The 9,536-nt window shown below is 37.8% G+C and carries 7 protein-coding genes and 2 pseudogenes; 1 reads left to right on the top strand and 8 read right to left on the bottom strand.

What is annotated here, in order from left to right; genetic code table 11:
• Positions 1-130: 130 nt before the first annotated feature.
• The 8 genes and pseudogenes from ACIP9W_RS22005 to ACIP9W_RS21970 form a co-directional block, all read right to left on the bottom strand.
• The gene (locus ACIP9W_RS22005) at positions 131-2,062 is read right to left on the bottom strand and encodes an FUSC family protein (protein ID WP_400793323.1); all 1,932 of its coding nucleotides are present in this window, start codon (positions 2,060-2,062) and stop codon (positions 131-133) included.
• Between the two features lie 162 nt (positions 2,063-2,224).
• Entirely contained in the window at positions 2,225-3,238 is a 1,014-nt protein-coding gene (locus tag ACIP9W_RS22000; protein ID WP_400793322.1) for an alpha/beta hydrolase fold domain-containing protein, read from the bottom strand.
• Positions 3,239-3,354: 116 nt separating this feature from the next.
• The gene (locus ACIP9W_RS21995; RefSeq protein ID WP_400793321.1) at positions 3,355-4,593 is read right to left on the bottom strand and encodes a sensor histidine kinase; all 1,239 of its coding nucleotides are present in this window, start codon (positions 4,591-4,593) and stop codon (positions 3,355-3,357) included.
• On the bottom strand, positions 4,590-5,279 hold the full coding sequence (locus ACIP9W_RS21990) for a response regulator transcription factor (RefSeq protein ID WP_400793319.1): 690 nt from the start codon (positions 5,277-5,279) through the stop codon (positions 4,590-4,592). The genes ACIP9W_RS21995 and ACIP9W_RS21990 overlap by 4 nt, the downstream gene beginning before the upstream one ends.
• Positions 5,280-5,477: 198 nt before the next feature.
• A pseudogene (locus ACIP9W_RS21985) lies at positions 5,478-5,701 on the bottom strand (carboxymuconolactone decarboxylase family protein); the annotation flags it as partial.
• A gap of 118 nt (positions 5,702-5,819) precedes the next feature.
• Positions 5,820-7,544: a GMC family oxidoreductase gene (locus tag ACIP9W_RS21980; protein ID WP_400793318.1), complete on the bottom strand. Its 1,725-nt coding sequence runs from the start codon at positions 7,542-7,544 to the stop codon at positions 5,820-5,822.
• Positions 7,545-7,567: 23 nt separating this feature from the next.
• A complete protein-coding gene (locus ACIP9W_RS21975; protein ID WP_400793316.1) occupies positions 7,568-8,341 on the bottom strand; it encodes a gluconate 2-dehydrogenase subunit 3 family protein in 774 nt (257 codons plus the stop codon).
• Between the two features lie 72 nt (positions 8,342-8,413).
• The gene (locus ACIP9W_RS21970; protein ID WP_400793315.1) at positions 8,414-8,671 is read right to left on the bottom strand and encodes a hypothetical protein; all 258 of its coding nucleotides are present in this window, start codon (positions 8,669-8,671) and stop codon (positions 8,414-8,416) included.
• Positions 8,672-9,239: 568 nt separating this feature from the next.
• Between ACIP9W_RS21970 and ACIP9W_RS21965 the strand changes: the two are divergent.
• A pseudogene (locus ACIP9W_RS21965) lies at positions 9,240-9,519 on the top strand (helix-turn-helix domain-containing protein); the annotation flags it as partial.
• Between the last annotated feature and the right edge of the window lie 17 nt (positions 9,520-9,536).

Raw genomic sequence — 9,536 nt, 5'->3', positions numbered from 1 at the left:
TACCCGCACTACCAGTCAGCTATACACTTCCGCCACTACGGCATGTTAGGGACTTTCACCCGTTAGAGAAAAGCGCTGCCAAGCGCACAAAAGAGTGCCAGGCTTGTAAACCTGCACTCCTTTTTCTAATTCATTCATCCTTCTTACCAATTGCATACAGGGAATCCTGCAGACGTTGGACTTCAGTTTGGATTTTATTAAACCCACTTATGGCAGGAACTGACCTTTTAGAAAATTCGAGTCCCTGTTCTGCTGATTTTGCCATCGTTTCAAAAACGAGTAGCATTTGCGAAAGCTCGTTGTCTGCTAATGTTGGTCGATCTTTATATTTAGCAGAGGTATCTAACAAATAACCAAGCTGTTCTATCGAGTGAATTGTAGGATATAGGAGATCTAGTCGACCTTTATCTCTAGGAATTTCTCCTAAAGCAGTCGTATAGACAATTCTTAAATTCGTAAGGTTTGTCTGCATTTTACCTAGTTCTCTTGAATATTCCGGTTTTATGAGATTAGATTCTTTCGAAAAAAGTGTGTGAAAAAATTGTTGCTGACTTCGAATTGTTTTTGCCATTGTATGAGGAACTATGCTTGCTGCACTTTTCCTGTTCATAATAACTGTCCCAATTAGACCGATTATACACCCGATCAATACGTCCACTACACGGGCCGATGCAAAATAAGATATGTCATGTGTTTTTGCAGTACTTTCTGCAAGCAACAATGCATTCGGAGTAATAAATAAGGCCGCAATACCATAATTCAAGACAATTGCAAGTTCTGTTAAAAATGTTAAAAGAAAAATAGCGATTGCAATGACATATCCCTCAGGTTGAAAATAAAGAATAGCTGTAGCGATCAAAATCCCAATAATTGTTCCAATTGAGCGCTGAATGGCCCGGTGGAATGTCGCCATAATAGTAGCCCCTGATAAGACAGCTGCACACGATAAAGTTACCCAATAAGAGCGATTAAAATCAAAGGATTGGGCAATAACTGCAGCTATAAAAAGAACAGAACCATAGCGGATTGTATTCAAAAAAACTACAGAATTCTTATCGAAAGCTCCCCCGAGTATGATACGAAGCGATGGTTTGGAAATGTTAATCTCTCGTTGAATACTGGCCAGAGGTTCATTTAGAAGCATACTAGCTTCATTTACAATAGCATACAAATGAGCAATCTGATTATCAGGCACTTCAAGTAATGGGATAATCTCCTGCTCTTTCTTGTCAATTGTGTTAGAAATAGATCGTAAATGCGCTCCTATTTCATCAGGTAATTTCTCCTCTAGCATCTCCATATTTTCGAGCACATATAAAAATATATTATTTGCCTCTTCCTTCAATAAAACAAGGCGTTTAAACGCTCCTGTAACTCGCCAAGGAATGTATCCAGACAAGAGAAGTTCTCCTGTTGATTTAATAGAAGCACTAATTTTTTGCTTGGAACCATCGAAGCCCTCCGTTCCAATCGATTCCATAAAAACAGCAAGTTCGACGTACACCTTCTTTACAGCCAACTTCTCTGGTCCATGGGGATTGCTAAACCAACCAATCATACCCACTATCCAAGAAAATACTCCCCCTAGAAAAACAAGTCCTGCACGTAGTGGAGCTAATGATGGATCCACAGGCATTCCCGTACCCATTAAAAAAGCTAAAACAAAGAAGATTGCCGCCGGTCCTGTAATTCGTAAAGCCCCAAACAAGAATGTACCAATAGCTCCGATTAATGCAACTACAAACGCTGATACAAAAGGATAAGGTGCGACCAATGTACCCAATCCCATTACAATCGACAATCCAATTAATGCAAAAAATAATTTTTTAGCTCGAAATGCATAGGGAATATTAAATACATAAAGATACGTCAAGCCACCGAGACCTGCAATAAGTCCGTACTCTAAACTTCCCAACAAATAACCGACTAGCACCGGTAAACCTGCACAAACACCTGCGCTAAAAGCCTTCATCCAAGGAAGAGGATTCTTGTTTACTGCAAAAGCTTGTTTAATGGTCAATAAAAGTGTAGAAAAGATGGATTCGGTAGTTAGATTTCTCAAGTGATCCCTTCTTTTTAATTAGTCATGAACTAATTATACCGCTGAAGATGTATATGATACCAAGCAAATGATATATTCTCCAACCATGTTATTTCCCTAGCTTTCTGTTCTGATATTCCAACAAGATAAAAACGGGTAGCAATGATTGCCACCCGCTTGAATTTATTTTAATATACGATCAAGAAAATCAAATACTTCTTGAAGGTTTTCCTTAGAATTGAAAGGTTCTCCTCCATGGACAGCGCCTTCCAAAAGTGTGAGCTCTACTTTTTCATCCCCTAAAACATCTGTAAGCTTTTCGGAGAAATCAATAGACTGTTGCGTTGGCACGTTCGGATCAGCTGTTCCATGTTGGATAAGAAAGGCTGGATCATTTTTTGTAATGTAAGTTGCCGGATTCGCTTTTTCTACTTGTTCTATATTCTCTGTGATGTTTCCACCGATGTACTTGCTTTCCGGAGAATCAGCTGAGCTTCGTTCTCCCATTTTCGGTGTAATACCGGAGTCCTTAAACTGCTCATCCAGTTTCAAAAAGTCAATTTGTCCATACCAATCAACAACAGCTTGTACTTCAGACGTATATTCCATGTTTTCGGTATTTTCACCGTTTAAAGAATCAGCATCTCCACTGGTCCCTACTAATGCGGCTAAGTTTCCACCAGCACTGCCTCCCCATGCCACGACTTTCTCAGAATCCAAGTTGAATTCTTTTGCATTGGCTTTCACATAACGAATTGCCGCTTTTACATCACTAATTGCTGCAGGAAATACGGCTTCTCCTGAAAGTCTATAGTTGACCGCTACAACTGCATAACCATGATTGACACCTTCCATCATAGCTGTTAGATCCGTACCTGTTTTATCTCCTTGCATGAATCCGCCTCCGTGGATTGCAATGATAACTGGAAATGGTCCTTCGCCTTCATTCGGCCAATAAATGTCCAGCTTTTGGGCTTCCGATTGGCTTCCGTATTTTACATCTAATTGTTTGTTCTTAATGAAAGAAGTATCTACTTCTTCTGCTTTAGCAACCTCTGGCTTTGTTTCCGCTTGTTGAGTTGTTTCTGTTTCAACTTTAGTTTTTGGAGCTGTCTCTTCTGAATCGTTTGTTGAACATCCAGCTAATAATCCCGCTGCAATAGACATTGATAAAATAGTTGATATAGATTTTTTCATTGTACATCACTCCTAATTATATTGTTTGTTCTTTCTATAAATTGATCATAACAAAACATTGTGGCACAAAAATGGCAGAAAAACGGGGTAAAACGAACGTTTTTCTGCCAAAAATATTATGCTTTTTTTAAGGTGATAGTAAATGTGGTTCCTGCATTAGCTTGGCTTTTCACACTAATTCTCTCTCCTAGCTGCTCCATTATTTCAAGCGCAATCGAAAGCCCTAGGCCACTTCCAGTACTTGTATGCGATACATCTTCCTTGTTAAACCGCCCAAAAATATGCGGAAGAACTTCTTTAGAAATCCCAGGTCCATTATCCATTATCATGATCTCCGCTTTACGTGCAGTTGTTTTGGCATCAATCGTCACTTTGCCATATTCCGGTGTGAACTTAAACGCATTATCTAGCAAGATAGTAAGCACTTGTGTGATGCGATCTTCATTGGAATAAGTCGCTGGCAAGTTTTTGGCACGCTCTGTGATTTGAAACTGAAGATCCATGTCATCCGCCAAAATAGTAAAAGGCTCTGAAACCTTGGCAATAATCTCTTTGGTGTTCATTACTGATTTCGTATAAGTCGTTTTTTTGTATTGCAGCCTCGATAATTCCAGTAAATCAGAAATGAGTTTTTCCAAACGAACGCTTTCTCTCAAGATGATGCTGTAGTACTGATCAATTTTTTTCTGGTCGGTGACAATGTGATCCGCCAACGTCTCTGTCAATGCTTTGATGGATGCTAGCGGTGTTTTCAATTCATGGCTTATATTGGCGACATAGTCTTTGCGCATTTGCTCCAGGTGATTTTTCTCCTTGATAAACATCGCAAGAAAAATTAGGATAATGACAGTTCCAATGGCCAATGTCACGAAGAATACAAGGTAGAAACCATTAAGCGCCGCTTGATAAGCGCGTGCCTCTTTTAACAAGTAGATAGCACCTGTCACTTTATTGCCTTTGACCAGTGGTTGTCCGATCATTATTGCTTTTGTTGAATACCCCGGTACTTCCTGGATTTCCACCACGGTTTTGCCACTGATGATTTTCGGCAAGTAGGAGGTTAACTTCTCATTTACTTTCGTATCAGAAGATAATTTTGAGGTAGAATCCTCTTTGTAAACCTCGATTTCCTTTCCATGGACATCGTATGCTTTTATTAAATAATCATCGGTTATGCTAATAATTTCACCATCCGCAACCTCTTCTCCAATCAATGTAAGCGACGGCTGAAGCTCTTCGATTTTTGATTGGATAAAGTAATGTTTGATTGCAAAAGCTCCCAATAGCTGACCTAAAATAAAGATTGCTAAGATGATAAATGCAATCCACAGCTTACTTGAAAATAACCGTTTCATACACTTACCTCAAATTTATACCCGACACCGTAGACTGACTTGATAGAGAAATCTGTAGAGGTTTTAGGAAGTTTTTGTCGGATTCGTTTGATCAATGTATCAACGGCGCGTGTGTCTCCGATATAATCATATCCCCAAACTTTGTACAATAGTTCCTCGCGACTGACCACTTTTCCTTTGTTTTTAACTAGAAATGCCAATAACTCCACCTCTTTTGCAGTAAATTCAATTTCTTGATTATTAATCAGAACTTCATATCCGTCAATATCAATGGACAAATTTCCTGCTTTCAAATAATGGAGATTTTCTTTTTTCGGTTGCACCCTTTTTAGTATCGTTTTAATCCTTACTACTATCTCGCGAGGAGAAAAGGGCTTGGTGATATAATCATCCGCACCGATTTCAAGCCCGACAATCCGGTCTATTTCTTCGCTTTTTGCACTTAGCATTAGGATAGGAATATCGCTTGTTTTGCGTATTTCCTTACACACTTCCGTCCCAAAAAGACCAGGCATCATAATATCTAGCACCACTAAATCGAAGCTGTTTTCTTTAAGGAGCTTGAGGGCCTTCTCCCCATCGTAAACAGAAACACTATTCATACCTTCAGCTTGTAAATAAGCATTGATACTTTCATGTACGGCGATATTATCATCACAGATTAATACGGTTATGTTATGTTCCATTGTGGCATATCCCTTCAATCTTTAAAGTTCATTTCTTTTTTGATATACAATAAGCTTTTTCGAACTCTATATTTTCATACATTAAGTCAAAAAGCAATTTAATAACTTTTTGACCAGATTGCAAGAGCGTTTGTAAAGCACATTAAAAATGCCTAATCCCCCAAAAATCAAGAGATTAAGCTTTAGTTTTTTTAGATATCAATTTTTTACGGACACTCCTCTGTCTGCAAAAACCTTCTTGGCAACTTCTATTGAATTGAGAACGCGAGAGAAGCCTGTATATGAGAGCAATTGGATAAAAGTTTCTATTATTTCTTGCGGCTTTAACCCTGCTGTTAACCTGTGTTTATGTGTAATTCTAATTGCGGTAGAGTTCCTTGGGTCACAAGAGATGCTAGCGTAACTAAAGTACGCTGTTTATTATCGGAGAAATGACAGTAAAGTTATTTAATATTAGAATCTCAAATGAATATGCCCCCGTCCTAATTAAGGAGGGGGTATATTTGCTTGATTTTCTTTTATAGAATAACCTAGTTATTATTATGCTTTAACTAGTATTCCGCCTTCTTTTAGATATTTTTGAATTCCTTCAGATGCACGATACGAAAGTGCACCAAGTGTGCCAGTTGGATTGAAACAACTATTATGTGGGAATGCAGATGCACCTACCACAAATACGTTTTCAGCTTCCCACATTTGCAGATATGTGTTTACTGCCGATGTTGCTGGGTCAGCTCCCATAATAACACCGCCTGTGTTATGTGTGTTGGAATCTTTATTTACATTGAATGGCGCTTGTTCTTCATTTGTATCAATAATATCTGCACCAATTTCTTCTGCAAATTTACGTGTAATCGTTGACATGTATTTACCCATTGCTCGGTCATTATCTGTGTATTCATATGTCATACGTAACAATGGATATCCAAATGCGTCTTTAAATTCTGGGTCAAGATCCAAGTAATTTTCTTTATGTGGTAAAGATGCACCTTGTGTTTTAACTGGGAAGTTTGAGTTAGCATATTTAATAGATTTTTCTTTAAACTCTGCGCCCCAGCTTGCTGTTCCAGCAGGTACACGATTTGTTGCAATTGGACGGTCACCGTATTGTGTTGTACGAATACCAGCTCCGTGTATAAACTCCACTTCGGAATGATCAAAATTGTCCCCCATGAATTCAGCAATCTCAATACCTAATGCACCAGCACCACCATATAGGTTAAACTCTCTGTCCTCAAAGAATAGCTGAGAGCCTCCAGCAGTTATTTGATAGCAGTAGTTTTTACCGATTGTCCCTTTACCTGTTTTGGGATCATAAGGAGTACCAATACCAGAGTTTAAAAGTAAACGAGAATTGTTGAATACATAACTTGCAACTACAACTACATCTGCAGGTTGTTCAAACTTTTCTCCAGTTAGCATATCAACATAAATAACCCCGGTTGCTTTTCCACCGTTTTTAGTGAGTTCTAAAACGTTAGAATGTGTACGAAGTTCTAATTTACCTGTTTGTTTTGCAACCGGAATTACGGTTACGGCTGGGTCACCTTTAGCTCCATATTCACATCCAAAGTTCTCGCAATATGCACAGTATTGGCATGCTGCACGGGAGATGCCATCTGGATTTGTATAGCTTTCAGAAAGGTTTGCTGCAGGTATAACGAAAGGTTTGTATCCTAAGGTTGTTGCTGCTTTTTCAAATTCTTTCATTATTGGTGTTTTCACTAAAGGAGGCGTTGGATATGGATTCGTACGTTTGCCCCATAGTTCTACTGTTTCGCCTGAAATACCAGCCATTTTTTCGAATGTATCGTAATATGGTTCCATTTCATCATAAGTTAGACCCCAGTCGTTAAGTCCTTCCATCCAAGCAGGAATTTTATCGATTCCGTAACGTTCAATTGTTTTCGTACGAATTTCAAAATCATAAGGTAAGAACCGATAAGTTTGTCCATTCCAGTGACTACCTGCTCCACCAACTCCGTCTCCAACTATAAACGTACCGTAGTGACGCATCGGCAAAGCTTTACCTGATACTGTATTACGATATGTAATCGTTTCTTTCGAAAGGTCTTGCATTAGCTCTGTTCGATGTTGATAACGAAGTTCATCATGTCCCATCGTATAATCGGCTGTTGTCCGGTCTTTTCCGCGTTCTAATCCAACAACATTAATTCCTGCTTTCGTTAGTTCAGCTGAGACAATCCCACCAGCCCATCCCATTCCTACTACTACGACAGGTACTTTAGGTAATTTTGTAACCATTTATATGTCAGTCCTTTCTATTATTAATGTCCCATATGAGAATTTAAACTTTGTGGTTCAAGTTCGATAAAGTTCTCATCTTGTATTTCATTCACATATTGCATACGAGAACCTGGATATTTACGCATACTCCAGCCAATCATTTGATTATTACCACCATACATTGGGTCTGCATATACACCCTCAATAGTTAATGTGCGCAGTAAACTGAAAAATTGAGTAGAAGAAACATTTCCGTATAATTCAACTTTTCCTTCACTAAAAGCTTGTAGAACTTCATCTTGTTGAGTTGCTTCTAAATCTTTAAAGTCAGCTTCAAATTGTTCGTTACTATATGTGTTTAAACTATCTAAACCAGCTAGGAATAGATCTTTTCGAAGCATTTTCGTTTGTGGCCCTTGGTTTTCTTCCGCTTTATAAAATGCACCTAAACGGTAATCCTTTCCGTTAGAGCCCCATGGACTAGCCAATTGGTGATCAATATAAATAGCAGCGTTCAGTTCTTTAGCTCCTGGACCATTTGCATCTTCAGGGAAAATACGCTCCACTGCTGCTTGAGTAACTTGGTATTGGTTTGGTGTGAAGAACATTAAAGCTACATTTGGATTAGCGGTAGGTGTTGCTGCGTGATTGTGATTTTCAGTAGTAGTCGTTGATTTATCATCTTTTACAAAAAGACTTCCTAAAGCTCCTCCTAAAACAACACCACCGACTGTCAAACCAGAATTTTTGATAAACGTACGTCTTGACGAACGTTTGTCTAGAACGGAATTTTTCTGTTCTTGCTCTGACATCATAAAACCCCCTATTAATTTATTAATTTACTATTTAACTAATTAAATAAAAAGTGGACAAAAATTACTCTTTTTTTAATGCACAATAGAGCTCCAATTATAAACAATCGTATGGATAGCTGAGAAAACAAGTAATGAAGCGATAAAAAGTGTATATTTTCTCCCTGCCCAACAAAAAACAATTATTGCTAAACCAATTCCAGAACCTAAAAGGGAAAACCACGGGAACGGACTATTATAAAAAAAGAGTAAAAGTGCAAAATCAGCTACCATAAAAAGGGCAAGTAGAACCTGATTAAGCAACCTCAATTCTTCTAAATTGTACTGAGTCATACTTAATCTCCTTTCTTATGCAAAAGCTAGAACTATTAAAAGAGACTTTTGCATACAAAACCATACTTTTTGCATACAAAACAACATCCTTCATTTTACTACATTCTTTTGCTATTTGTACACGTTAAAGATTAGTTATATGACTTTTTTACTATTGAGTCTCTCTCAACTTGGTTAAAAAAACGTTTTATAATATTTGTGGAAAAGTAACTATATATATCATCAAATATCATATTTTCTAAAATAAAACTTTTGAGGGAATGAGATGCTTTTATTAAAATTTTGAAGAGCTTGTGAAGGTTACTTAATAAAAACTTTCTTGCGGGGGAATATTGCTTTGAACCATAAAGATGTGACCAATGAATAGGAAAAAGAGGTTATACAGAAAATTATTGGAGGGATTTAACAGCTTTCCGACAGAATTTCCCATCCTCAAGGAATGGGAAGGACATAGCCCAATGAGCAGGTGGGAGATGAGTTTCAGTTGGCTTTAGCTAAAATGGCCAAAAAATACAAACTTTCTTTCTGTAATAGAAGTGACTTACGAGGAAGTGGGTTGATATGACTAAACAAAGCTTACCGATTCCGTCTACTAACAAACAAAGAACAGGTATTATTAATAGCCAAAACATTTGGTTGTGTTCGTTTTGTCTACAATAAAATGCTTTCGGAACGATAAGGAAAGCTAAAAAAGCTAAAGTTCCCTACACCGGCTAAATATAAAGAGAAATTTCCATTCCTAAAAGAATGGATTCTTAAGCTTTGGTAAATACACAGATGAACTTACAAAAAGCGTATAAAAATTCTTAGAAGGCAAAACGAAATTTCTCAAGTTCAAAAATCGTAAGCGACTGAAATTGGGCGA

Source organism: Psychrobacillus sp. NPDC093180 (assembly GCF_044754065.1).
In the GTDB taxonomy this organism is placed as follows: Bacteria; Bacillota; Bacilli; order Bacillales_A; family Planococcaceae; genus Psychrobacillus.
The sequence above is the reverse complement of the archived record's forward strand: the minus strand, read 5'-3'. Positions and strand labels throughout refer to the sequence as shown.

What these genes read in the sequence shown, in the direction of transcription:
- ACIP9W_RS22000 (WP_400793322.1), bottom strand. Translation starts at nt 3,238, where the DNA reads ATGAAAAAATCTATATCAACTATTTTATCAATGTCTATTGCAGCGGGA.
- ACIP9W_RS21995 (WP_400793321.1), bottom strand. Translation starts at nt 4,593, where the DNA reads ATGAAACGGTTATTTTCAAGTAAGCTGTGGATTGCATTTATCATCTTA.
- ACIP9W_RS21990 (WP_400793319.1), bottom strand. Translation starts at nt 5,279, where the DNA reads ATGGAACATAACATAACCGTATTAATCTGTGATGATAATATCGCCGTA.
- ACIP9W_RS21980 (WP_400793318.1), bottom strand. Translation starts at nt 7,544, where the DNA reads ATGGTTACAAAATTACCTAAAGTACCTGTCGTAGTAGTAGGAATGGGA.
- ACIP9W_RS21975 (WP_400793316.1), bottom strand. Translation starts at nt 8,341, where the DNA reads ATGATGTCAGAGCAAGAACAGAAAAATTCCGTTCTAGACAAACGTTCG.
- ACIP9W_RS21970 (WP_400793315.1), bottom strand. Translation starts at nt 8,671, where the DNA reads ATGACTCAGTACAATTTAGAAGAATTGAGGTTGCTTAATCAGGTTCTA.